We start from the raw sequence: 23,580 nt of genomic DNA, 5'->3' as shown, positions 1-23,580 counted from the left end.
TGCCTGTCAATACGTGAACCGTTATACGTATTAGACAGGCAAAAGGTGCATTGGCTTTCAACGACAGAGTAGGAATTGAACCGGTTCTTACCCGTGTTTGTTAGTACTTTTCGGCAAAGTCTGCCACTGCCTGTAGCGTTTGTTCAACATCGCTGCTGCTAATATTTAAATGGCATACCCAACGTACGCGACGAATAGCGCCGTTAGCACTTTGATAATTGCTGGCGGTAAGTTGTACACCACGGTCGGCCAAATAAGGCAAAAGCTTATCTGCCAGCGCGATGCTGATGTCAGTAAACAGAATATTGGTTTGTACCGGTAACACCTGTAGCTGGCCCCTTAGCGCAGGCAGTTGCGTGACTAGCGCCGTTAAACCATCGCCTAAACGTTTACAGTTAGCATGATCCTCTGCCAGTCTGTCGATATTGTGCTCCAGCGCAAATAAACCGGCTGCCGCTAAGATACCTGTTTGGCGCATACCGCCGCCAAGCATTTTGCGTACACGTTTGGCGCGGTTAATAAAGTCGGTCGAGCCCAGCAACAAAGAGCCAACCGGGCAACCCAAGCCTTTTGATAAACACAAACTCACCGAGTCATAGCCGCTACACAGTTCGCGCGCCATATGTTGCGGTGTTAAGCCGTGTTGCGATGCCAGCGCAACGGCAGCGTTCATTAGCCGGGCGCCATCTATATGGCAGGCTAAACGCTTCTCTTGCGCCAGCGCTGCCACATCACGCATGTAACTCAGTGGCAGCACTTTACCGCCAACGGTGTTTTCAATAACAATTAAGCGAGTGCGGGCAAAGTGTGGGTCATCAGGTTTTATCGCTGCGGCAATATCACTAAGTAGCAGGGTGCCATCGGCTAGTAGTTCAAGTGGCTGTGGTTGAATGGACCCCAACACCGCCATGCCGCCGGCTTCCCACTTGTAGGTGTGCCACTGCTGGCCAACAATGGCTTCGTCACCGCGCTGGCAATGGCTCATCATGGCAATTAAATTGGTTTGGGTGCCACTGGGTGCAAACAAGGCGGCATCAAAACCCAGCATGTTAGCAGCATGTTGTTGTAGCGCTAACGTGGTGGGGTCGTCGTTAAACACGTCGTCGCCTAATGGCGCGTTAAACATGCGTTCTTTCATTGCCAATGAAGGCTGGGTAACGGTGTCGCTGCGAAAATCAGCCATCAAGGTGTCCTTTATCACATTGCATTGCCAGTAAGTTATTTGCCGTTAAAGCCCAAACGTAAAATACGGCTAGGCGCGATAACATACCGATGAATAGCCAAAGTTAGCAACAGTGTTGCGATAACTACCAAGCTGTAGCCCACCACCGGCGGTAATCCTGTCTGCATTATGCTTAGCCCTAATGCAATGACAATAAAGTGATGAAACAAGTACACCGTGTACGATGCTTCGGATAAAAAGCGCCAGTGTGCACTGCTATGTGTTACCAGGCGATTAAACACCGTGAAGCACAGCGCAATACTGAGCCAGCAAAGCAAAGTGTTAGAGTAAATGGCTAACACTTGCCCAACTACCCCCGTTAGGCTGGCGCTGAAATAATGCAGCGCAATAAGCGTAATCAATGCAGGCGTGCCATAACGTAGCCTTACATTGCTAAACTGTGTCAGCCACTTCGGGCTGCTATATAGCATCAAGCCAAACAGAAAAAACTGTAAGTTGTACAGTAACTCATATATGCCCATGACGCCGAACCAGGCATGATACATGGGTAAGCCCAGTTTATTCAGCACAATCATAGCCAGTGGATACAATGGCAGTAAGCTAATCAACACTAGTAACGGTAATGTACTAATGGTTTTAGCACTCAGGCGCTGAAGCTCTTGTCGCGCTCTTGGCAGGCGATAGCCTAAATACAACAGAAACACAAAAACCAATAAATCCAGCAAAAACCAAAGATGTTGTACCCAGCCGCCATGTAGCAAGTAGGGTATAACCGCTTCGGGTAGCCAGCCAAATTGCTGTAGTAAGAACGCCTGCATTACATTCAGCGTTACCGCGCTAACCAGCAACGGCACCAGTAACTTTTTTAAACGCGACTGCATAAATGGCTCAGAGCCGTAACGCTGTATTAGCATGGCGCAGAAAAACCCTGATACAACAAAAAAGGCCGGCATACGAAATACCCGGATTACTTCAATCAGGTAGTAAAAGAACGGCTGGCTTTGTGGTTCATGAAGAAGCCATTTATGGCTGGGGTTATACAGGTGTGCACTGTGTAAAATGATGCCCAGCATCATTAACACCGCTCTCATCGCATCAAGATAGTCGATTCGGTTACTGCTGTGTTGCATGCTATTGTTACTCCCTGTAACAATTTGCACGGGCCAAATAAGGATAGGCCTTTCGCAAATAAGCTTGATGATAAAAAAGGGCAGTATAAACTGCCCTGAATACTATACGAACAAGTGTTGCAAATAAGTGTTTAGTAAAAACTTATCTTAAAGTCGACACCAAAGGTGCGTGGCTCGTTTACAAAGCCGGTAAGGTTACTGAAGTCGATGGCACCTTTTAGGTTATCTGCATCAGTAATATTGCGGCCAAACACGCCTACTTCGTAGTTATTATCGTAGTTGATATAGGCTACGCGTAAACCAGCTTCATAGTTGTTATTGGATTTAAACTCAGCAGACTCGTACAAAAACAGGTTGGTTTTACCCTGTAATTGATAATCGCCGTACACATAGACTTCGCCACTTTCTATTGGGAAGTCATAGCGTGCGTTTAAGGTTAGAATGGTTTCTGGTGCTTGCGGAAATGGGTTGCCATCGATTAATGCCAGATCTTGCGCATTGCGAGGGTCCAGTACGGTACACATGCCTGAACCACATGGCGCTACGGTTAAAGTATCGTCCTGTAATTCTGTGTTGTTGTAACTAAAACCACCACCAACACTCAGGTTAGGCAATACCCGGTAGTCGAAGTCGAATTCGAAGCCGTAGCCAACACCTTTATTAGCGTTAATCAGCTGGTTACCTTGTGTTTCGCCACCAATTGCTGATAACTGAATATCGTCAATCACGTAGTAAAACAGGGCGCCGTTTAAGCGCAGTGTATTGTCAAGCAAGTCAGATTTAGCACCAATTTCATAAGACATAATGGTTTCTGAGTCAGCCACTGACGGTGGCGCTTCAAAGGCCACATCACGACCTTGTATAGATTGCGCGCGGAAGCCATCAGCAACGCGGGCAAATAAGCTGGTTTTGTCGGTTAAGCGGTAATTGGCGCTTAATTCCCAGCTGATATTGTCATCCGTAACTTTAATAGGGTCATAATCTTGAATTTGTGCAAAGCCAATAACCAAGGCAAAACCATCGACGTTTTGCTGGCCTACAGAGAAGGTTTTTTCGTCGTCGGTGTAGCGTACGCCCGCAGTCACATCCAGTTTGTCGTTCACTTTGTACGAGGATTGACCAAACAATGCCCAGCTGGTATTACCATGGAAAACTTCGGTAGCACCAAAGAAGCCATCAATACTGTTTACACCAAAGGAAGAGTCAAAGTAAAAACCACCAACTTGCCAGCTCAGTGGCCCGTCAGTGTCGCTGGCTAAACGAATTTCTTGCGTGCGTTGCTCTAAATCACGCAGTTGATCTTCCGTTACCGCATTGCCTACGGTGGCGTCTCCAGCTTGATCTGGGTTACCGCCGTCGATATCGCCGATACCACCGCCGTCTGCCATTTCAATGGCGGTAATGCTGGTTAAAGTCATGCCTTCGAGCTGGAAATCAAGTTTTAACGACGAACCCCAGGCATCATAGCTTTGTCTGTTGCGCCCTGGAGCATCATAGGCCACGGTGTCGCGGTCATAGTTGCCGTTAAGGTCGTTGCTGCCTGGCGACAAAATGTTTTTACGGAACATACTGGATGTACCGTCGTAGTTGCGGGTGTGCACATTAAATAAGGCATCTACTGCATTGCCTTCATATAAAAACTGCAGCCGGCCAGCACGTTCGTTGTAACCGCCCATCACATCACTTTCGTTGGTAAAGCTGTTGTCTATCCAGTTACTGCGGTGCTGCGATAATAAAGAGATACGCGCTGATAACTCATCCGTTAACCCGCCACCTACTGCGCCTTCAAGGTTAAACATGCCCAAGGTGCCAGCAGTTGATTTGACGTAAGCATCATACTCTTGGCGGGGCTTTACGCTGTCAAACTTGATAATACCAGCCGTGGTGTTGCGGCCGAATAACGTACCTTGTGGGCCACGGATGACTTCAACCTGCTGTACGTCAAATAATGGCGTGCTTTTTAAAATCACGTTTTCCATTACCACTTCATCCATAATAATGGATACCGGTTGTGACGCGGCTAAGTCAAAGTCGGTGTTGCCTAAACCACGAATATAAAAACGCGGCGCAGCACGGCCATTAGAGGTTTCTGCATACAAGCCTGGTACCTTAATGGCTAATGCTGTGATGTCATCGCCTGACGAAAAAATGGCATCAAATTTCTCACCTGATAAGGTGGCAATTGAAATTGGCACTTCCTGAATACTTTGGCTGCGCTTTTGCGCAGTAACAGTAATGGTTTCCAGTTCCTGCTGTTTAGCGTTTTGATCTTTGTCACTTTCCTGTGCCATTAGCACCGGAGAAAGACCAACAGCGGCACTAAACAGGGCGGCATTCACAGCCACTGACAACACAGACTTGGTAAATAGCGTCATTAAGGTGAACCTTTAGTTGGTGGTTTAAAATAATTAAATTTAGGTGTTCTGTAACGAAATAATGACTGGAGTGACCACAGTACTTCGCCCAGATAAACCAAGCTAATATAGCAGTTTGTCGCTCAAATTGCTCAATTTAGCGTTAATTAACGTATATTTTATCAACGCGGTGAGCCAAAGTTGTGTAGGCTCGTAGCTGAGATAACTGCAATAAAAGAGAGTGTCATGCGATTCATCGTTTTTGCCCTGCTATGTAGCTGGTTTAGTGTTGCGGCCTTGGCGTCGAGCTCGGGCTGGCAAACAGCAAAGCATCTACAAGCAGAGCTGGTAAGTGAATTTCAGCAAGTGCGCGCTGGACAAAAGGGGCAGCTGGCGCTGCACTTTATTCCAGACGCACACTGGCACACTTATTGGCAAAACCCCGGCGACTCCGGGTTACCTACCCGGCTAACCTGGCAGTTGCCAGAGGGGGTCAGCGTCGGCGATATACAATGGCCTACACCGCAGGCAATTTCGGTACCGCCATTGGTAAATTATGGTTTTGAGGGCAGCACTATTTTGCTGTCAGAATTACGAATTCCTGCTGATTACACGGCCGAAACTATTGATATTCAGTTGCAGGCAGATTGGTTAGTCTGTGAAGAAATATGCATTCCTGCCGAAGCGCAATTTAGCCTTAGCCTGCCAGTGGCGAGCGAGGCGATTGCTGCCGCTGATTATCAGGCATTGTTTACCCAGGCACAGCAACAATTACCACAACCGCTCAATGTTAATGGTCGGTTTGATACCTCTGGTGGTGCCTTTTCTGCGGTGATCGACTGGCAACCCAGTACCCAAATTACCGGTTTCTTTGTTGCCGCTTCGGAATTGGTTGACCATGCCGGCGCTCAGCTTATTAGCCAGCAAGGTGACCAGCTTTTGCTGCAACAGCCACTTAATACCTACTACTCTGGCGTAGCAGCTCAAATTGAACTGGTGCTGGTAAATGATACTGCAGCCTACAGTGTGTTACTTACGCAAAGTGGACCTGAGACAACTGAAATTATCATTACAGGAGGGCAGCAAACTGACACTGGGTTGTGGCTAATTTTATTGATGGCTGCCACAGGTGGTTTGATACTGAACCTGATGCCCTGTGTATTTCCGGTGTTATCACTTAAGGCATTAAGCATTGCCGCAAATAGCCAGCAGCATCAGCAGCAAAAACGTGATGCGTTATTTTATAGCGCAGGTGTGGTGGTTAGCTTTGTCACCCTGGCGATAGTGCTAATTGCACTGCGTAGCGCTGGCGCCGCTGTAGGGTGGGGCTTTCAGCTGCAAAGCCCGTATATAGTGGCATTGCTGGTGTACTTACTGTTTGCACTGGGGCTAAGTTTATCCGGTGTTGTGCAATTTGGTTTAGGGTTAATGAATGCTGGTAGCTCACTGGTTACTGCACAAGGTGGAAAGGGCGCATTCTTTACCGGTGTGCTGGCCGTTGTTGTAGCCAGCCCCTGCACAGCGCCTTTTATGGGCTCGGCGCTGGGTTATGCGGTAACTCAAAGTGCATTTGGCGCAGTATTAGTGTTTGCTGCGTTGGGTGTGGGTATGGCGTTACCGTTTTTGTTATTAGCCTTCGTGCCCGGTTTTGCTAAACGGCTGCCCAAGCCCGGCGCCTGGATGGATACGGTGAAACAGTGGCTGGCCTACCCACTTTATTTAAGTGCAGTGTGGTTGTTGTGGGTTTATGGCCGGCAAAGCGGCGTGGATGCGCAGTCGCTGTTACTGATTGGTGTGGTGTGTATTGCCGCGGCGTGTTGGCTGTGGGGCCGAACGCAACTGGCGCTGGCAGGCAAAGTAACGGCTTCAGTGGCGCTGCTGTTAGTGTTAGCCGCACTGACTATACCGGCTTTTGCGCCAGCTAAAATGCCACAGCAAGATGCAGCTGGTGCGGAGCATTGGCAGCCATGGTCAGGTGACACGCTTAAACAACTGCGCGCCGAGGGTAAGCCTGTACTGGTGAATATGACAGCAGACTGGTGCATTACGTGTTTGGTAAACGAGCGCGTGGCATTGAATACTGAAAGTAGCAAAGCCGCGCTGGCACTGTACGATGTAACCTATTTAAAAGGCGACTGGACACTGCGTGACGCTGCCATTACAGAATATCTGCGCCTGTATCAGCGTGATGGTGTGCCATTATATGTGTTGTATTGGCCGGGGCAGCCACCAGAAGTGCTGCCACAAATTTTAACACCCGACACCTTAGCGCAAACTTTACAGCGGGTAAGTCGGTAACCCTAACGGCCTGGCAGGCCATGTTAAACAGGAGTAATACTATGAAATTACGTCAACTGGTCCTGGCTGCAGCAGCGGCATGTTTTTCTTTAGGTGTAGCGGCAGCGCCACAGATAGGTGCACCCGCCCCGGACTTTACCGTGGTAGATTCCAAGGGCAACAGCCATAGTTTAAAAAATTTTGCGGGGAAAAATGTGGTGCTGGAATGGACCAACCATGACTGCCCGTTTGTTGTAAAGCACTACAGCGGCAACATGCAGGCATTGCAAGCGGATATGACTGCACGCGACGTGGTGTGGTTAAGTGTCATTTCTTCAGCACCGGGCAAGCAGGGCCATGTTAGTGGTGCTAAAGCGGACGAGCTAACCGCTAGCCGAAATGCGGCGCCTACGGCAGTTGTATTTGACGAAACGGGTGTGGTAGGTAAAGCCTATGATGCTAAAACCACGCCACATATGTACGTGATCGACAAAGCCGGTGTGTTGCAATACATGGGCGGTATCGACAGTATTCCCTCGGCTAAGGTAGACGATATTGCTAAGGCCACCCCATTATTTGCTAACGCAGCAAACGCTGTGCTGGTCGGAAATACACCTGATCCGGCCATTACAAAGCCGTACGGTTGTAGTGTGAAGTACTAGGTTTTAACACTACTAAAACATAACCGGTACAGCGGTGCTAAAGAGCGTACTGCTGTACCGGACGTTACTTCTTTAAAGCCAGTGTCGTTGTTCGGCCCTCCTATCTATATTACCCTGTAAAAAACTTAGTACTGGTTCCTAATGTAATTACTTTAGAGCCTTATTGTTCAGCATGACATAAGTGGATTGTCATGCTCATTCATTGGAAGCTAAAAATTGCAGTTAATTAATGTAATTGGCGTGTTATGTGTCTTTGTTTTGTTGCTTTTGGCCAGTTTTTTGTTGAGCGTCAATACACACAACAAACTGGCGAATCGTCTTTTTGCGTTATTCCTAACCCTCACAGCCCTTAACCTGAGTGGTTGGTTTATATGGTTACTTTTGCCGGGTACCTATGCGTTAGAACTGTTCCGAATGTCATTCTCATTTCTTGAAATGCCCGTGTTCTATTTGTATGTATTGGCAATTTGTTATAAAAACTTCAGGTTAAAGCTTAGCCATTTGCTGCATGGCATTCCTTTTTTGGTCGTTAATTTTTTAGCCGTTTTTGAACTTAGTCAGCCTGGCTGGTTGTCGCTGGCCAGCAGTATGCAATGGTTAGGTTATATCCTTTTAGTCGCTTTTACCTTGCGAAGATTTAAGCGTATTTATCGACAGAACTATACTGAGCACAGCAATCAAAGCTACCGTTGGCTGGGGCAACTGACCGTTGTTTTTGTTATTGCGGGTTCATTAGCTACTGTCAAAGAAGTGATTTCTTTTACCGCATACAACCAGTTATTTCAGGGGCTTCAGTTGGCCGTAGGAGTATCGGCTTTATCCGTGATCACATGGTTTGTGTTAAAGGCGCTATCGTCTCCAGAATTATTTCGCGGTATAGATGGCGAGTTGCAGCTAGTTGAAACCTTAGTAAAACAGCAAAAGGGAACTATTGCCAGCAAGTTAAAGACGCCTATTGACGATGACTCCCCAGAAACTAAGCGGGTTAAAGAGTATATGCAAAAAGAAGCGCCTTATTTAGACCCGTCCCTTACGTTACAAACACTGGCGGCACAAATGCAGGTTCCATCTAAAGAACTGTCAATCTTGATCAACCATAAAATGGGCCAACACTTTTTTGATTTTATTAATCGCTATAGAATTGATGCAGCCGCCAAATTGCTTCAAGACTCCACAAAACAAAAACTCACTGTGCTGGAAATTTTGTATCAGGTTGGTTTTAATTCAAAATCCTCTTTTAATACTGCCTTTAAAAACCATACAGGCTTTACTCCTACCCAATATCGTAAAAATCATTTAAGCAAAAAAAACCATTAAAACCATGTGGTTGCTAAAAGTCGAACCAAATGTTTCATGCTAATTGGTTCGACTTTTTTTAGTCGGTCGAGTCATTCAAACATTAAGACTAAATTGTGATTAGATTTAATATATGGGGGCTTTCTAGCATGATGTTCTACCACATCCGTTGTATCACACTGTTAATTTGTAGCTGTTTAACCCTAAATGTATTCGCCGCTCAATCTGAGTACCGGTTACTAACTGAACTTCAGGCAGTAACTGCACAAAAAAATGCAGCAGAAAAAGTAGATCAATATTTAGCAAGATGGGCGAGTACTACCTTACCTGGGTTAGCCGTTGCTGTAGTAAAAGATGGTGAGTTGGTCTACAGCAAAGGAGTTGGACTGGCAAACCTTGAATACGGCATTCCGATTACGCCTGACACGGTATTTGAAGTCGCTTCAATTTCTAAACAATTTACCGCCTTCTCAATTTTGTTATTAGCAGATGAGGGGAAATTATCAATTGATGACGAAGTAACTAAATACCTGCCTGAGCTGTCTGATCTTGGCCATAAAATCACCTTAAGACACTTATTACATCATACTAGTGGTTTGCGTCAGCAAGGAGTGATGCTTGAATTAGCCGGGTGGCAAAGTGATGACATTGCAACCCAAGCACAGGCATTAAAACTGCTTAGCATGCAAAAAAATTTAAATTTCACACCGGGTGAGATGTTTGAATACAGTAATTCAGGTTACTTTTTATTAGCTGAAATTGTGAGTCGCGTTTCAGGACAATCTTTTGCAGAGTTCACACAAAATCGCATTTTTAAACCGCTGGGAATGACCAACAGTGCTTTTCCAGCTAACTATCGCGCAGTGATTAAAAACAAAGCCTATTCCTACCGGCGCACTACTAATGGTTTTGCTAAAAGTGTATTGCTGTCAGATATGGTCGGTTCAACAGGTTTAACCACTACGGTTAAAGATTTAGCCAAATGGGCAGTCAACTTTGAACAGCCAAAAGTGGGTAACCTTGCTGTTATTCAACAAATGAAAACACCGAATGTATTTAATAATGGCGAGACCATAAATTATGCGTTCGGGCAGGTAATAGATAAACATCGTGGCATTGAAGCAATGGGTCATGGTGGCACAATAGCGGGCTATAGAACATTTTTGCTAAGAATGCCCAGTGAAAAACTATCAGTCGTGGTGCTGGCTAATATGCCTTATCTCAATCCACTGAATATCGCCTACGACATTGCTGATTTTTATTTGTCAGCGTTACCCCAGAAACGGCTGAGCACCTCAGCATTGTCAACTGAGACATTAGCAAGTTATACCGGTGATTTTGAATTATTAGGCGGGCTTATTTACAGCATTAACCAAGATGGCACACAGCTTTATTTACAGATAATGGGGGGAGCCAAGCAGCCCTTAACCCATTTGGCTGACAATGAATTCAGTTTTGGCGATGAAGGGCGTAAATTAAGATTTGGTGCAGTTAACACTAAAAACGTAGAGAAAATTACCCTTGTTGAAGGCATTTATGGTGGCCAGACCTTGGTTGGGGAGCGGGTAGCAATTCCCTCGATTAATGCTGAATCTGTCAATTTGACTGAATTTACAGGACGCTATTACAGCCAGGAGTTAGATACCACTTATGAACTGGTGCTGGAAGACAATCAACTTAAAGCCAAAAACTTGCGAAGTGAAGTGTATTTGACGCCATTCGATACCAATACTTTTTCTGGAAATACCGGCTTCTTTCTTCGGGCAAAATTTATTCGTAATAATGTATCCCAAGTAGCGGCACTAGAGGTATCTGGAACGCTTATCAATAAGCTTAAATTTGAAAAAGTAAATTAACAGGGAATACGATTCTAGGTTAACCACCGCCAGCGAGATGGCGGTGTTACATTCGTACGATGAATGAGCGGCGTTTTGTTCTGTTGGTGGTCGCTGATAATTGGAAATAAATTTGGCAAAACATAACGCTACCTACAACCATTTGGCGTGATAATGCACATTGGAATTAGGAAAACACATAATGAGTGCAGTTAAAAAATTACTTTCTTTTATAATTTTACTTACGTCTTTTTTGCTTTTGCTTTCATGTGGAGGTAGCGATAATAGTGGCGACGATCTATCTCTTGCTCAACAAAGGATGGCCCAAGCCTATTTGTCTGAAATTATTACAATTATGCGTAACAATGCCCTAACTCGGAATGAAGTGAATTGGAGCAATCTTGAATCTGAGGTTAGTCAATTGGCTGCAAATGTTGGTGCAATTAAAGATACTTATCCTGCGATTACGCGTGCACTAGAATTGATAAACACAAATCATTCTTTTCTAAATTCCCCTTCAGGGGCATTGATAACTTATCCGTCAACAATCAGATGTGAGCAAAATCTGGCTTTAGACACTCCTGAAGAACCCGGAATAGGTTATGTAAGAGTAGATGCTGTTATGTCTCGAGACGCGGCTGAAGCCAAGCAAATAGCGACAACAATACAGCAAGAAATAGCTAAACAAGACAGTCAAGGTGTAACGGCATGGATTGTTGATCTTCGAAACAATCAAGGCGGCAATATGTGGCCAATGATAGCGGGACTCGGGCCTTTATTCGAAGGTACTACACTGGGCTATTTTATCGATGCTGACGAAAATTCGACCTGGTGGGGTTACAACAATGGGTCTTCGCTCTTAGGTGGTAGCCCTGTCGTTACTGTAGATCAACCTTATAGCCTAATTACGCCCTTACCAAAAATTGCCGTGTTGACTAGTAAAAGAACGGCAAGCTCGGGTGAAGCCACCGTAATTGCTTTTAAAAAGCAATTCAACGTGCAATTTTTTGGAACTGATAGCTGTGGGTTATCTACTGCAAATACCAATTTTACGCTGAGTGACAATAGCGCTTTGTTTCTTACAACAGCAGTTATCGCTGATCGTGAACAACAAAAATATGGTGTGCGCATCCCCGTGGATGAGGCGACATCAAGTGAGCATACGCTAGCCAGTGCAATTGCTTGGCTACAAAACTAAGACAAAACATACATTTTGCATGTTTTTTATAGGCGATACCTAACTAGAATTGAAAAGACATGCTTTTTTATGACCAACAATAAAGCATTTTTTTGTCATCAAACCAAGATTTTAATAACAGCGATCAACAGAGAAATATTTAATTAAAGTGCGCTATTGAGCTCGACAAACATATAACTCAACAGGAATAAATGCTTATGACGAAAAGCGTCCTACTTACAATCTCGTTTTTATTGTCTCTGTCTCTGAAAGCTGAAGAGTTATCTTTGCCAATTGCAGAAATAAATACCCAGATTCTTCGCTATGTTGAAGAATATAATGCCCCTGGGTTATCTGTTGCGGTTGTATATAAAAATGAGGTCATTTTCGCGAAGGGTTATGGTTGGAGGGACCCTGAAAATAAACTTCCGGTGGATACTGAGACAGTTTTTCATATCGGCTCTATTACAAAAGCTTTTACTGGAGCGTTAATAGGACAATTGGCCAGTGAAGATAAATTAGAACTATCTGCCAGACCATCAGTTTATATCCCTACCTTGAAATTTTTTAATACGGAAATGGATCAACGTATTACCCTTGGTGATTTACTCAGCCATAGAAGTGGCATTGGTGACCATGGTTTATCACTTGTTCTTTTTCCGGAGCCAAGCAAGTCAGAAATGATAAAAAGATTGCCTTACCTAAAGCCTCAAGGTGAAATAGGCAATAGTTTTATTTATAGCAATATTGGCTATACGTTAGCCGGCGCGATTGTCGAAACTGTGACTGACAGAACGTGGGAAGAGCAGATAAAACAAAAATTATTTATTCCATTAGACATGACTCAGTCATCAACCAGTGTTGCTGAAATGAAACAGACCAATAATTATGCTTATGGCTATGCAAAATTGGGCGAACACATGGTTAAAGTACCGTTCGAAAATTACTACTCATATAGTTCAGCTGGCGCAATAAAGAGCTCAGCAATTGATCTATCAAAATGGATGAAAGTTTGGTTAAACGAAGGAAAGTACAATCAAAAACAAGTTGTTCCAGCAGGATACATTAAACAAGCAACAAGACTACAAAATATAAAATCAGACCCTTACACAGAGGATGCCTTTCTGCAAGGCGAAGGGTATGGATGGCGATTAGGAGTCGCCGATGGTCACTTCAGAGTACGTCATGGCGGCAATACCAATGGTTTTTCATCTGTAATTAATATGCACCCTTTTGAACAGCTCGGCATAGCGGTTCTTAGTAATCAAGGAAACTCTGTTTTGCCCTATATTGTTTCAGATCTTATTTCACGCAAAATATTGAATTTACCCGAGTCAGATTACCCAATAGTGGTTAGCGAAATGTACCGCCCCCAAAATACGGAACAACGTTTTAATGCCGAAGCGATGCCTACTTTAGAACTTCAAAGATATGTAGGGAAATACCATGCAAATGGTTATGGATTTATCGATGTAAGATTGAAAAATGGCACATTAATCGCTAAGTTTCCAACGTTTGAATTTACGCTTTCTCACCTAAATCATGACAGCTTTTATCTTCAAGGAATGCCAGATTTTAGAGAAGATTTTAATCCAGAGTTTACCGTGATGTTTAGGTTAGATATCTCGGGGCAAATTGATGGTTTGAATTTCCACACTCAGGCTGGCCCGGTTTTGTTTCGAAAAGACCGCCTGCAGTGAAATGTGTCTAGATAAAGTATTATCATTAACGAAACTGTGGTCTTTAGTATTGATGTGGGAAAATATTGAGAGGGTGTTCAATATTCTATGCCAGCTTTTGCCAGATGTAGCGTTCAGTTAATATTGTCTCTACTAAGCGGCCTCGGTTTGTTATGACACCCAGTGTATAGTCCGCCAGGCAAATTATTCACTTTGCAGGGCGGTTATAGGGTCAAGCTGCGAGGCTTTAATCGCCGGATACACGCCAAAAGCGATACCGATGAGCGCGCAAATACTAAACGACAACACTATCGCCAGCAGTGACCAGCTTACTGCCCAGTCAGAATAAAAGGCGATAAGTTCTGACAGTAAAATACCAAACACTATGCCTAACAAGCCGCCAAGAATCGCAATGGCAAAGCTCTCTGCGACAAATTGCAGTTTTATATCACGTTGGGTGGCACCAATGGCGCGTAACAGGCCAATTTCTTTCGTTCGCTCCAATACCGTGGCCAGCATGATATTCATAATGCCAATGCCGCCAACTAACAAAGAGATTCCCGCTACACAAGACATGACGATATTGAAAATTTGCTGGGTTTGCTTTTGTTGCGCCAATAACGCTGCAGGCACAATAATATTGTAATCGTCGATGTCGTTATGGCGCTGTTTTAACAGGTAATCCAGGGCGCGGGCACTTAAAGCGTTATTGGCGTCCTCATCAAGCTGCAACCGGAACGAGGTAAGCTCGGCACTTAGCGGCTCGGCTTTAAAACGCGTTTGTGCGGTGTTAAGTGGCATAAACAATTGGCTTTGTTCGCCGCCCAATTTTATGCCCTGAAACTCATTGCTACCGGCATACGGTTCGGCCAGTACACCCACAACCTGTAGCCAGACATGGTTTACTTTTACCGCTTTTCCTAACGCGTCGCCTCTGGGGAAAAGGCTTTGCGCAACGCGGGCGCCCAAAATAGCCACTTGGGCGGCATAACGGTTTTCTTGTTCGGTAAAGTTACGTCCGCTGGCAAAGGTAAGTTTGCTTAATGCCATATAGCTTGGCGACACGCCAATGGCGATGCCATCACTTTTTCCCTGATGGCTGTAGATGTTGTGTGTATCTACTTTGCGCTCAGCGCTAAATGCTGTGACTCCCGGAATAGTAGCAACGGCTGTATCGATATCGCTCTGACTTAGTCCGAGTGAATGTTTACGTTGTTCTTGCAGCGTTTTTTCATCAAAACTACGGGCTTCTACTATCAGATTGCGAAGCCCCATGGTTTCAATAGTTTTTAGCGCTTCGCGTTCAGCCCCTTCACCTATGTTAAGCATGGCAATGACGGCACCAACGCCGAATATCATGCCCAGCAGGGTTAAAAAGGTACGCAGTTTATGCTGTGCTAATTCGGCCAATGTATCCGTTATTAATGAACTTATTTTCATCGCCTCAACGCTCCGGATTAATCAGGGCTATTTGATCACCCGCTTGCAAACCACGGCTGATTTGGGCGTGGCTCAGGCTCTTTTTACCGATTTCGATGGGTTGCCTTATAAAGCGTGTACCATCATGTTTGTAGACATAGAGCTGTTGCTGATCACTGAAAATAGCTTGTAACGGGATCATCAGTACATTATCTGTTTCATCGACCCAAAGCTCAGCACGTACTTTATTACCCGGCATAAAACGGGGGTCTTGCCGGGTTGGCGCAACAACCACTTCAATAAATTTTCGCGGGTCACGTCGCTCGCGAGACTGGGCAACTGCCGCTACAGATACGACTTCACCTGTCAGGTTGTCGTCCGGCCAGGCTGTTAATGCAAAGGTTACTTTTTGGCCCGCGGCCAAGCCTATGGCTTCCTGCTCAATAACCTGTAGTTTTATATGTTGCAGGCTTAGATCCGGAATGCTGCCAATGCGAGCGCCAGGAAACACCATGCCGCCCACTTCCGGCTTTTCGCCACGCCAATTAGCTTCGAACAACAAAATACCTTGGTGTGGTGAACGGATTTCCAGCGCAGCCAAGCCACTTTCAGCCTGTTGCAATAAGCTTTGCTGTTGGTTACGTTGCAGTTGCAGCAACTCCAGCTCACCGTTACTACGCTGGGAAAAACTTTGCTCTTGCCAGCCTAAATAGTCGCGTTTGTCACCCAAGTACTCTTTGTTCTGCATTGAGTCGAGAATTTCTAACCGCGAGCGAATTTGCACATCGTCAATACTGAAACGATCAGCGAAAGAAAACTCATGGCCGTTCAAAGTTTGGTCAAGGCCAATTGCGGTTTGTTCGTTTTGTTGTTCAGCCAGTTTTTGTTGTTCATCAGCGACGACGGCTCCCAAACCGGAGCTGGCTTTTACCTTGGATCGAAGCAGTTGGGTGGCATCAAATGTTACGACCACATCGCCAGGTTGCACTTCAGAATACTCTTTGGCGAGTGACGCAATAAAGCGGGGGCCCTGCACTGTTTTTGGGGCATTGATACTGACAGAATTAACGGCAAACAATTCGCCGTCGGCATTTATTTTATGCACTAGGGTATCTTCAACTACCGGATACACGGGCACTTGCAGTTGAGGTTCACTGCAGCCAGCAAGGGCAATGGCGCAAAATGCACTTAGCCAGTAAGCGTTATTATGGCGCATCTGCACCTCCCGCAGGGGCTGCCAATTGAATATTAAGCCTTGCTGTCATGCCTGGACGCATGGTGTCGGTATCTACTGAGTCCAAACTCACTCTTGCATCTACTACACGGCGTAAATTATCACGGGACTTGTCCCTTACCGCATTACCCAGGCTTTGCAGTACACCAAGAAAACGCTTTTCCGGGTAGGCATCCAATGTAATTTCAACCTGCAACCCCGGATGTATTTGTTTTAAATCGATTTCGTCTATTTCTGCTTTAATATATAAGCTGTCCAGCTGGCTAACTTCGGCCACTGGTTGACCAAACTGCACGGTATCACCGGTGGAAAACTTTTCACCATCAAAGTTTTGGCTGTAAACCATCACGCCAGCAAAGGGGGCCTTTACCTGCATACTGTCAATGCTGCGCTTTAAATCATCCACTTCAGCCTGTAACCGGCTTACTTTGGCCAATAACATTTGTTCTTCCGCTTTGCGCTGCTGTTGATGGCTGGCCAGACGGGCTTCAGCCAACTGCTTTTGATTGTTAGCGATGGTGAAGTCAATTTGCGCTTTACGCCGGTCATTGGCAGAGCGTGATTGGTCGACAATCTCGGCTTTGCGTTTGTCGCGGTCGAATTCCATATTACGCTCTGCCAGCGCAAGCTTTAATTCTTCAAAACGTTGTTCGTCGCTGCGTAAGCGGTTTGCCAGTTCTTGCCCGGCACTTTGCAGTTCAATACTTTTGTTTTTTAGTTCATCTATCTGGGTTTGTGCATCAAACGCCACAACCAGATCATTTTCTTTCAGCAGGCTACTTTCGGGCGCCAGTTGTTTAATATTGTATTGCCACAAATGTTTTACGCTAGGTGGTGAGGCTTTAAAAGCGTTGGCTGCGGTAAGCTCGCCGGTGGCGCGCACCTGACGATTAACCGTTTCTACCACAGCTTGCTGTTCTGGTTGGCAAGCACTAAGCGCCACTAGCATAAGCAGGCTCAGGCTGCAGGTAATGAAATGGCGTGTCATGGTTGTGTTACCTCTATCAGTAAGCCCATGCCAAGCATTGGTTGTGAAACCGGAAAGCGTTCCGACATGAAAACAGCCTTGTAATACAGCGCATTGCCCCAGCTTTGACGCTTTTCACCCTGGCGCGCAACCTCGCTCAAGGTAATAGGAAATGGCGATTGTGGCGCTATGTCAAATCGAGCAGTAAATACATGCTGCTGTAACCTGGGTATATCAGTTTCATGCACCCAGGCTTCAATATACAGGCTGTCGGAACGATTAAGCTCGGCAATATTCCAACCTGGCTGCGCAGTAATACCGGCATAAATTTTAGTGCCATACCACGGGTGTGTACCATAACTGATAGTGCCATCTTGGGTGGCGATTACGCTCATTTGCCCCAGTTGCACGTCGGCGTCTTGCAGTTCCGCCTGCGATTGTTCCAGTTGCAGTTGTTGTTTGGATAAGGCTGACTTTGCTGTAATACGTGCTACCGCAAGTTGTTCTGCTGCTTTGGCTGATTCTGTGCGCGCCCGTTTAAGCTCTAATTGATATTGTTCGTAATCATACGCACTTAAGTTTGCCAGCGGTACTGACGCGTCGATACCGGCTTTTTCCAGTAGTAGCTGACGGCGTTCTAGTTCATATTCCGCTTCCATAACCTTTTGCTTGTGTTCACTTTTTAACTGATTTAGCCGTTCTTCATGGTTAATAATGGCGCTTTTAAGCTGTTCGATTTGCGTTTTTATATTGCCAGCATCAAACACGGCTATGAGATCGCCGTGCTTTACCGGTTCATCTTCCGGATGCAGCCACTGCACCTGTACGCGCCAGGTATCACTCATGGGCGATACGACGGTTTGCTTATCTGCTGACTGCAAAGTACCCGTTAACAATAACGGCATCGGTTGTTCTGTTGCGCTGCTGAGCAATAGTAAGCTCAAAAATGTGGCTAACATCCACTGTCCTGTAAAATTTGGCCGTCGCGCATACGGATAACCCGGTTAGCATAGGCGGCGATTTCATCTTCGTGCGTTACCATAACAATGGTATTGCCTTTGCTGTGTAAGTCGCAAAGCAACTGCATAATTTCTTTCGACGTTTTACTGTCAAGGTTGCCGGTAGGTTCATCGGCAAATATCACTTTAGGCCGGTTGATTAGTGCCCGGGCAATAGCAACGCGCTGCCGTTGTCCGCCTGACATTTCGTGCGGTTTATGGCTTGTTCTATGGCCCAGCCCAACTTGCTCCAATAGCGTATTAGCTCGTGCTAGCGCCTCTGCCGGGTCGATGTCGGTATAGCGAAGGGGTAAGGCGACGTTTTGCGCTGCAGTTAAGCGGGGCAGTAAATGAAATGATTGAAAAATAAAACCAATATGGCGATTTCGCATAGCCGACAGGCTGATGTCGTCTAACTGACCGATAAGTTGATTGTCGAGCTGATAACTGCCGCTACTAGGGGTGTCCAGACAGCCAAGAATGTTCATCAGTGTGGACTTGCCAGAGCCCGAGCTACCCATGACAGCTACAAATTCATTTTCGGCAATTTGTAAGCTTACATTGCGCAAGGCGTGCACAGCATTTTCGCCCTGCCCAAAAACGCGGCTTAACTCCTTAGCTGCGATCATTACAACGTCCTTTAATTAGCGATAATCGCAGCATGCCACAATGTTGCTGATTCTGGAACGTGGGCCGGCGACAGGCATTGTACTAAAATGTAACAAGCTGTTTCGGCCTCAGTTTATCGCTGCTTATTTACTGATAGCGCACCAGAGCGATGACTTGCTCGATATTCGCCAGGCTGGCGCGCTGCAAAATAAGTTCACGCCCCAGCTTTAAGGCTTTGCGCTCACTTTGTCCGCGTAGGGTGCTGTCACTTATTTGCTCCAGATCGGCCACATGCGCTAAGCCAACGGTGCGGCGGATTAGCTCGCAACCGGCATACCCCAGCGTATCGGCAAAGACTTGCTGCATAAAACGCTGTTGGTACAGGCTATTTTGCAAGCTGGGTTCGCGGCATTCATTACTCATAAGCTGTTGAAAATTTATGGTAAATTCTTGCCAGAGTGTTTGAATTTGCTCGAGTAAATAAGCCTGATGTTGCTGACGGCTGTCGGCATCTGCAGTTAAGCCAAAATGGCCAAGATAATTCAGTAACAGGTTGCCTAGCAAGCTACCAACATCAAAGCCTATTGGGCCATAGAAGCCAAATTCAGCGTCAATCAGTTTGCAGTTTTCATCGTTAATAAAAATGCTACCGCTGTGCACGTCACCGTGCAGTAACGCTTGCGGTTTAGACATAAAGTCGGCTTTTAATTGCGCTACGTCGGCCTGAAGCGCTTCGTCATGCCATAGCTGTTGCGCATCGCTGCGAATTTCAGCATGCACATTGTTGCGTTCATGGTTACAGTAGGGATCGGTGAAAAACAAATCTTCGGTGATCAAGCATAACTCAGGGTTTAAAAAACGGCCCACTTGCTGCTTCTTATTCGGCCCGGTTAAAGCAAAATCACTGGTGTAATACAGGGTATGAGCTAAGTACACGGCTAGCTGAGTGGCCAAATGTGGAAACTGTTTACCAGCAATAAGCTCGGCCCGTAAGATTCGATAGTCGGCTAAATCTTCCATTAAAATAGCGGCTTGCACGGGGTCATAGTGCAGCACTTTAACCGTGTGCTCGGGACACAATTTACGATGCTTAATTAATACTTCAGCTTCAATACGGGCACGGTCTATGGTTAGCGGCCAGCTTTCACCGACACAACGCGCATACGGCAGGGCTTGTTTTACAATAAGGCTGGTGCCTTTGTCATTGCTGACACGAAATACCAAATTCAAATTACCGTCGCCAAATTCTACACAATGCAATTTGCTGTGATCGCCAAACAAGGTGCTGTGCTCATCAGCAAAGCGTTTAGCATCTTCCGTGGTAAAGGTGCGGTAGTCGGCCATTGTATAGTCCTGTACTTGTGTTGAATATTGACGGACTGCATAATCGCAAACCTGATAGACGTCTGCAACGCTAAACAGGAATAAGCGATGAAAAACTTAACGGCATTGAGTGTTAAAACGGTACAGGGTGAACTCTATGTAATGGATCAAACCTTGTTGCCACAGCAGCAAGTTTGGCAAAGCTGCAAAACCGTGCCGCAAATGGTTAGCATGATTAAAGCGCTGCAGTTGCGTGGCGCTCCGGCTATTGGCATCGGTGCCTGTTTACTGTTGGCATATCGTGCCAGTGTTGGCGACACTCGCGAGCAACTGTTACTAGACGCTGAAGTGTTGCGTGCAGCGCGGCCTACGGCCGTTAACCTGATGAATAACCTTGACAGCATGATAGCGGCCCTTAAACAATCCGACTTTACCGGTGCTGCCATTGCTTGCGCTGAGCAGCTGTTTGCCGAAGATGTTGAACTGTGCCAGCGCATGGCTGAGCATGGCGCAGCGTTGGTGCAAGAGGGGGAGCAGTTGCTAACACACTGTAATACCGGAGGCCTGGCCACGGCTGGTGTCGGTACGGCACTGGGCGTAATTAATCTGGCACATCAGCAGGGTAAGAATATCCGCCTATGGGTAGATGAAACCCGGCCCTTGCTGCAAGGCGGTAGACTTACGGCATGGGAATGTCAGCAGTTGGGTATTCCGTATCAGCTTATTTGCGACAATATGGCTGCTATGCTAATGGCGCGCGGCCAGGTAGACCGCATTTTTGTCGGTTCTGACCGCATAGCCGCCAATGGCGATTTCGCCAATAAAGTAGGCACCTATTCACTGGCCGTACTTGCGCATTACCACAAGGTGCCGTTTTACGTAGTTGCGCCACATACCACCGTTGATCTAGCTTGTGCTGACGGCAGCGCAATACCGATAGAGCAGCGCCATGCTGACGAAATACGCGGAGTTAGCGGTGCTTTTGGTAAAACAATATGGGCACCCGAGCAGGCACCGGTATTTAACCCGGCGTTTGATGTTACGCCCGCAGCTCTGGTAACCGGTTGGGTATTCGATACAGGTGTGTACTCGCAAGCGGATATCGCCAAAGGCGTGCTACAGCAGTTTGCAGGATAGCTGAGAAGTGTTGCTGGTGCTAGTGCCGGTGAATTGCCAAACCGGCTGCTTAAATATCAGGCAGTCGGTTTGGCCAGAATAAATTTTAACCTTTCCCTAAATCGCTAACTTATTGAATTTTCTACCCTCCCCACTGTTAATGAATTGAAACAACTATATTCATATAATAAAAAAGAATATAACAAATTATTGTGTATTTAATTTATGCCATTAAGATGTGCGCCCATTACAAAGTTTGCAGTATTGTAAGCAAAATTACGTATCGGGGTTGCAGTGTCAGAGCAGGGATTGTTTCGTGCTAATGCGGTTAAGCAGCAAAGCGCTCGCCTTGACGGTGAAGTTATTATTGCACAGCCAATAAGTACCAGTTTACTTACCCTAATATTGTTGGGGGTGGTGGTGGCTATTGTTATCTACCTTAGCGTTAGCTCATTTAACCGCAAAGAAACCGTGGTTGGTTATTTAAAACCCGACATGGGTTTGGCTAAGGTAATGTCATCCCGTGCCGGTGTGGTGCAGCAGCTGTATGTTGATGATGGCCAACACGTGCAAGCTGGCGACAGGCTGGCGCTTGTCGCGATACCTGAGCATTTATCGGCGGGCGATAGCCTTACCGGCACCTTATTGCAGGGTTTGCTGCAACAAACTGCGCTGATAAACCTGCGTAAACAGCAGCTAAACAGCCAGTTTAACCAGCAGGAAGCCGAGTATAACGCCCGGCTTACATTAAGCCGCAACCTGCTGGATGACATTAACGCCCAGCAGCAGCTATTACAGCAGCGCCTGCAATTAAACCAGCAGCGGTATCAGAATTTTAAAATGCTTAGCCAGCGCGGCGCTATATCAACTAATGAGCTGCAACAACAGCACGAGCTGGTACTGAATATTCAGCAGCAACTGGCCGAACTAAATGCCAGTGAGCAAAACCAAAAAGCCCAAATAGCGCAATTAGATGGGCTATTACAGCGCTTACCCACTGAGCAGCAACAGCAACAAGCGCTGTTAGATAGCGATATATCACGGCTTAAACAGCAACAAACTGAGCTAAATGCCCGCGGCGAACTGCTAATCACCGCGCCTATTAGCGGGAGGGTAACCAACCTAGTGGCGGAAATTGGCAACAATGTGCAACCTGGCATGCCACTGTTAACCCTGATGCCGGATAACGCCCAGCTGCAGGCGGTGCTGCTGGTGCCTACCCGCGCTTACGGCTTTGTGCAGCCCGGACAGCGCACCCGTTTACGTTTTGACGCCTTTCCGTACCAGCGTTTTGGTTTATATGAAGGGCAAGTAATAAAAACGGCGCAGGCTATCGTGCTTCCGAATGAAGTCGATATGCCTGTCGCCGTGCAGGAGCCAGTATACCGGGTACAGGTAGCCCTGGATTCGCAACAAATCCGCGCTTATGGCAACACAGTCCCGCTGCAATCGGGCATGCTGTTAAGCGCAGATATCGTGCTGGAACAACGTAGCCTGCTAGCTTGGTTGTTCGAGCCGGTTTTAAGCCTGAAAGGGCGGTTGTAGCTCTGAAACAGAGCAAACCTTTAAACTTAAAAACGTCTCAAGGAGAGATAGTATGCAAGAGTTAACATTTGAGCAAGTTGGTAGTGTTACCGGCGGTAATGGTGAGACTCGTACAGAGCGTGTTGGACGAGTAGGTGGCGGTGCAAGTCTCGCTTGGGAGGCTGCGGGCCTAGTTAGAGACGGTGTTAATTATGTAAGAGACAATCATGAACGTTGGCAAAGGGAACATATGGATTGGGCTTTGGAACGGTATAGAGAACTTGAAGAGCGCGGTGATGCGAGGCTAAGAGCACCTTGGGAGCAGGGCGAGATTACGAGTGGTCATTTAATCACCACACCCATCCCAGCTTCCAGCACCGCATCAAGATAAGCCACATTCATCAATGCCTGACGCTGCTTTCTTCTGATACTCATTTTCCGCTTCTCAGCCCGTAACATATTCAAACTAAAGTGCCGCATCGTGGCAAGATTGGTGGCAGCATTACCACGGTATATCTGGCAAGCATCCTCGCCTAAGCTCACATCCAGCACCCAGTGTAACTGGTTTTCAATACCCCAATGCTCTCGCACTGCACGGGATAGCCGCTCGGCGCCAAGCGCGGCTGAGCTGATAAAATAACGTTGCTCTAACACCGCACGCTTGTGCTTTTCCACCCGGTAAGTCGTTGCCATGCCTAAGGTTGTCAGCGCTGGCCAGGTGGCTTTGAGTTTTTCCGGCAATTCGCTGGCCGGACAGACCTGGAATTCACGGTACTCCAGACGCCCACGGTTCTTTT

General features: G+C 46.4%; 18 protein-coding genes. 8 read left to right on the top strand and 10 right to left on the bottom strand.

Features of this window, described 5'->3' with window-relative positions; translation table 11 throughout:
* Positions 1 to 100: 100 nt before the first annotated feature.
* The 3 genes from ltaE to H595_RS0114735 all read right to left on the bottom strand — a co-directional run bounded on the left by ltaE (position 101) and on the right by H595_RS0114735 (position 4,688).
* Positions 101 to 1,183 carry a low-specificity L-threonine aldolase gene (gene ltaE, locus H595_RS0114745; protein ID WP_027671899.1) on the bottom strand — a complete coding sequence of 361 codons (1,083 nt, stop codon included), beginning with the start codon at positions 1,181 to 1,183 and terminating at the stop codon, positions 101 to 103.
* A 35-nt stretch (positions 1,184 to 1,218) separates the two neighbouring features.
* Positions 1,219 to 2,313 carry an acyltransferase family protein gene (locus H595_RS0114740; protein WP_027671898.1) on the bottom strand — a complete coding sequence of 365 codons (1,095 nt, stop codon included), beginning with the start codon at positions 2,311 to 2,313 and terminating at the stop codon, positions 1,219 to 1,221.
* 131 nt (positions 2,314 to 2,444) lie between these two features.
* Positions 2,445 to 4,688 (bottom strand): TonB-dependent receptor, encoded by a 2,244-nt coding sequence (locus H595_RS0114735; RefSeq protein WP_027671897.1) that lies wholly within the window; start codon positions 4,686 to 4,688, stop codon positions 2,445 to 2,447.
* Positions 4,689 to 4,913: 225 nt separating this feature from the next.
* Between H595_RS0114735 and H595_RS0114730 the strand changes: the two genes are divergently transcribed.
* The 6 genes from H595_RS0114730 to H595_RS0114705 all read left to right on the top strand — a co-directional run bounded on the left by H595_RS0114730 (position 4,914) and on the right by H595_RS0114705 (position 13,614).
* Positions 4,914 to 6,965: a protein-disulfide reductase DsbD family protein gene (locus H595_RS0114730; RefSeq protein WP_037054948.1), complete on the top strand. Its 2,052-nt coding sequence runs from the start codon at positions 4,914 to 4,916 to the stop codon at positions 6,963 to 6,965.
* A 41-nt stretch (positions 6,966 to 7,006) separates the two neighbouring features.
* On the top strand, positions 7,007 to 7,606 hold the full coding sequence (locus H595_RS0114725; protein ID WP_027671895.1) for a redoxin domain-containing protein: 600 nt from the start codon (positions 7,007 to 7,009) through the stop codon (positions 7,604 to 7,606).
* Between the two features lie 414 nt (positions 7,607 to 8,020).
* Positions 8,021 to 8,923 carry a helix-turn-helix domain-containing protein gene (locus H595_RS0114720; RefSeq protein ID WP_156885993.1) on the top strand — a complete coding sequence of 301 codons (903 nt, stop codon included), beginning with the start codon at positions 8,021 to 8,023 and terminating at the stop codon, positions 8,921 to 8,923.
* 128 nt (positions 8,924 to 9,051) lie between these two features.
* Positions 9,052 to 10,758 carry a serine hydrolase domain-containing protein gene (locus tag H595_RS23540; RefSeq protein ID WP_051219926.1) on the top strand — a complete coding sequence of 569 codons (1,707 nt, stop codon included), beginning with the start codon at positions 9,052 to 9,054 and terminating at the stop codon, positions 10,756 to 10,758.
* A gap of 181 nt (positions 10,759 to 10,939) precedes the next feature.
* Positions 10,940 to 11,935 (top strand): S41 family peptidase, encoded by a 996-nt coding sequence (locus H595_RS0114710; RefSeq protein ID WP_051219925.1) that lies wholly within the window; start codon positions 10,940 to 10,942, stop codon positions 11,933 to 11,935.
* A 197-nt stretch (positions 11,936 to 12,132) separates the two neighbouring features.
* Entirely contained in the window at positions 12,133 to 13,614 is a 1,482-nt protein-coding gene (locus H595_RS0114705) for a serine hydrolase (RefSeq protein WP_037054946.1), read from the top strand.
* A gap of 183 nt (positions 13,615 to 13,797) precedes the next feature.
* Here the strand turns inward: H595_RS0114705 and H595_RS0114700 are convergent, their stop codons facing one another.
* The 6 genes from H595_RS0114700 to mtnK all read right to left on the bottom strand — a co-directional run bounded on the left by H595_RS0114700 (position 13,798) and on the right by mtnK (position 20,164).
* Positions 13,798 to 15,033, bottom strand: a complete 1,236-nt coding sequence (locus H595_RS0114700) for an ABC transporter permease (protein ID WP_027671891.1) — start codon at positions 15,031 to 15,033, stop codon at positions 13,798 to 13,800.
* A gap of 4 nt (positions 15,034 to 15,037) precedes the next feature.
* The gene (locus H595_RS0114695) at positions 15,038 to 16,228 is read right to left on the bottom strand and encodes an efflux RND transporter periplasmic adaptor subunit (protein WP_205623238.1); all 1,191 of its coding nucleotides are present in this window, start codon (positions 16,226 to 16,228) and stop codon (positions 15,038 to 15,040) included.
* Positions 16,218 to 17,234: an HlyD family secretion protein gene (locus tag H595_RS0114690; RefSeq protein WP_027671889.1), complete on the bottom strand. Its 1,017-nt coding sequence runs from the start codon at positions 17,232 to 17,234 to the stop codon at positions 16,218 to 16,220. The genes H595_RS0114695 and H595_RS0114690 overlap by 11 nt, the downstream gene beginning before the upstream one ends.
* Entirely contained in the window at positions 17,231 to 18,172 is a 942-nt protein-coding gene (locus H595_RS0114685) for an HlyD family secretion protein (RefSeq protein ID WP_027671888.1), read from the bottom strand. Before H595_RS0114685 ends, H595_RS0114690 begins: the two co-directional genes overlap by 4 nt.
* Positions 18,166 to 18,840: an ABC transporter ATP-binding protein gene (locus H595_RS0114680; protein ID WP_027671887.1), complete on the bottom strand. Its 675-nt coding sequence runs from the start codon at positions 18,838 to 18,840 to the stop codon at positions 18,166 to 18,168. The genes H595_RS0114685 and H595_RS0114680 overlap by 7 nt, the downstream gene beginning before the upstream one ends.
* 127 nt (positions 18,841 to 18,967) lie before the next feature.
* On the bottom strand, positions 18,968 to 20,164 hold the full coding sequence (mtnK, locus tag H595_RS0114675) for an S-methyl-5-thioribose kinase (protein ID WP_027671886.1): 1,197 nt from the start codon (positions 20,162 to 20,164) through the stop codon (positions 18,968 to 18,970).
* Between the two features lie 87 nt (positions 20,165 to 20,251).
* On the opposite strand from mtnK, the gene mtnA reads away from it, so the two are divergent.
* Both mtnA and H595_RS0114665 read left to right on the top strand, forming a co-directional pair.
* Positions 20,252 to 21,280 (top strand): S-methyl-5-thioribose-1-phosphate isomerase, encoded by a 1,029-nt coding sequence (gene mtnA / locus H595_RS0114670; protein WP_027671885.1) that lies wholly within the window; start codon positions 20,252 to 20,254, stop codon positions 21,278 to 21,280.
* A gap of 273 nt (positions 21,281 to 21,553) precedes the next feature.
* The gene (locus H595_RS0114665; protein ID WP_027671884.1) at positions 21,554 to 22,804 is read left to right on the top strand and encodes an HlyD family secretion protein; all 1,251 of its coding nucleotides are present in this window, start codon (positions 21,554 to 21,556) and stop codon (positions 22,802 to 22,804) included.
* 321 nt (positions 22,805 to 23,125) lie between these two features.
* On the opposite strand, the gene H595_RS0114660 is transcribed toward H595_RS0114665, so the two are convergent.
* Positions 23,126 to 23,580, bottom strand: a 455-nt coding sequence (locus tag H595_RS0114660; protein ID WP_027671883.1) for an ISAs1 family transposase, incomplete at its 5' end; no start/stop codon positions are given.

Origin of the sequence: Rheinheimera baltica DSM 14885, from assembly GCF_000425345.1 — a bacterium.
GTDB lineage: Bacteria > Pseudomonadota > Gammaproteobacteria > Enterobacterales > Alteromonadaceae > Alishewanella > Alishewanella baltica.
The sequence above is the reverse complement of the archived record's forward strand: the minus strand, read 5'-3'. Positions and strand labels throughout refer to the sequence as shown.

What these genes read in the sequence shown, in the direction of transcription:
- H595_RS0114730 (WP_037054948.1), top strand. Translation starts at nt 4,914, where the DNA reads ATGCGATTCATCGTTTTTGCCCTGCTATGTAGCTGGTTTAGTGTTGCG.
- H595_RS0114695 (WP_205623238.1), bottom strand. Translation starts at nt 16,228, where the DNA reads ATGCGCCATAATAACGCTTACTGGCTAAGTGCATTTTGCGCCATTGCC.
- H595_RS0114710 (WP_051219925.1), top strand. Translation starts at nt 10,940, where the DNA reads ATGAGTGCAGTTAAAAAATTACTTTCTTTTATAATTTTACTTACGTCT.
- H595_RS0114735 (WP_027671897.1), bottom strand. Translation starts at nt 4,688, where the DNA reads ATGACGCTATTTACCAAGTCTGTGTTGTCAGTGGCTGTGAATGCCGCC.
- ltaE (WP_027671899.1), bottom strand. Translation starts at nt 1,183, where the DNA reads ATGGCTGATTTTCGCAGCGACACCGTTACCCAGCCTTCATTGGCAATG.
- mtnK (WP_027671886.1), bottom strand. Translation starts at nt 20,164, where the DNA reads ATGGCCGACTACCGCACCTTTACCACGGAAGATGCTAAACGCTTTGCT.
- H595_RS0114690 (WP_027671889.1), bottom strand. Translation starts at nt 17,234, where the DNA reads ATGACACGCCATTTCATTACCTGCAGCCTGAGCCTGCTTATGCTAGTG.
- H595_RS0114725 (WP_027671895.1), top strand. Translation starts at nt 7,007, where the DNA reads ATGAAATTACGTCAACTGGTCCTGGCTGCAGCAGCGGCATGTTTTTCT.
- H595_RS23540 (WP_051219926.1), top strand. Translation starts at nt 9,052, where the DNA reads ATGATGTTCTACCACATCCGTTGTATCACACTGTTAATTTGTAGCTGT.
- H595_RS0114685 (WP_027671888.1), bottom strand. Translation starts at nt 18,172, where the DNA reads ATGTTAGCCACATTTTTGAGCTTACTATTGCTCAGCAGCGCAACAGAA.
- H595_RS0114705 (WP_037054946.1), top strand. Translation starts at nt 12,133, where the DNA reads ATGACGAAAAGCGTCCTACTTACAATCTCGTTTTTATTGTCTCTGTCT.
- mtnA (WP_027671885.1), top strand. Translation starts at nt 20,252, where the DNA reads ATGAAAAACTTAACGGCATTGAGTGTTAAAACGGTACAGGGTGAACTC.
- H595_RS0114720 (WP_156885993.1), top strand. Translation starts at nt 8,021, where the DNA reads ATGTCATTCTCATTTCTTGAAATGCCCGTGTTCTATTTGTATGTATTG.
- H595_RS0114680 (WP_027671887.1), bottom strand. Translation starts at nt 18,840, where the DNA reads ATGATCGCAGCTAAGGAGTTAAGCCGCGTTTTTGGGCAGGGCGAAAAT.
- H595_RS0114740 (WP_027671898.1), bottom strand. Translation starts at nt 2,313, where the DNA reads ATGCAACACAGCAGTAACCGAATCGACTATCTTGATGCGATGAGAGCG.
- H595_RS0114700 (WP_027671891.1), bottom strand. Translation starts at nt 15,033, where the DNA reads ATGAAAATAAGTTCATTAATAACGGATACATTGGCCGAATTAGCACAG.